At 77.4% G+C, this 297-nt stretch carries 1 protein-coding gene; it reads left to right on the top strand.

The annotated features are described in order from the left end of the window. Positions 1–297 (top strand): FAD:protein FMN transferase (locus RIF93_RS20710; protein ID WP_309093327.1); only part of this gene is annotated, 297 nt, incomplete at both ends.

Here is a 297-nt window from a genome sequence, read left to right as displayed (position 1 = left end):
CCGAGCTCGGCGCGACCCACCACCTGGTCGAGATCGGCGGCGAGCTGCGCGGCCGCGGCGTCAAGCCGGACGGCCATCCCTGGTGGGTCGAGCTGCAGCAGGCGCCCGCCGCCCCCGGCCCCCGCACCCTCGCGGCCCTGTTCGATCTCGCCGTCGCCACCTCGGGCGACTGGGTCCGCGGCTTCGACCACGACGGCCGGCGCTATCCCCACACCCTCGACGGCCGCATCGGCCGGCCGGTCGACAACGGCGTGGCCTCGGTCACGGTCCTCGCCGACACCGCCCTGCGCGCCGACG

Origin of the sequence: Phenylobacterium sp., from assembly GCF_031181185.1 — a bacterium.
In the GTDB taxonomy this organism is placed as follows: Bacteria; Pseudomonadota; Alphaproteobacteria; order Caulobacterales; family Caulobacteraceae; genus Phenylobacterium.
This window is presented reverse-complemented; position numbering and strand designations above follow the sequence as displayed.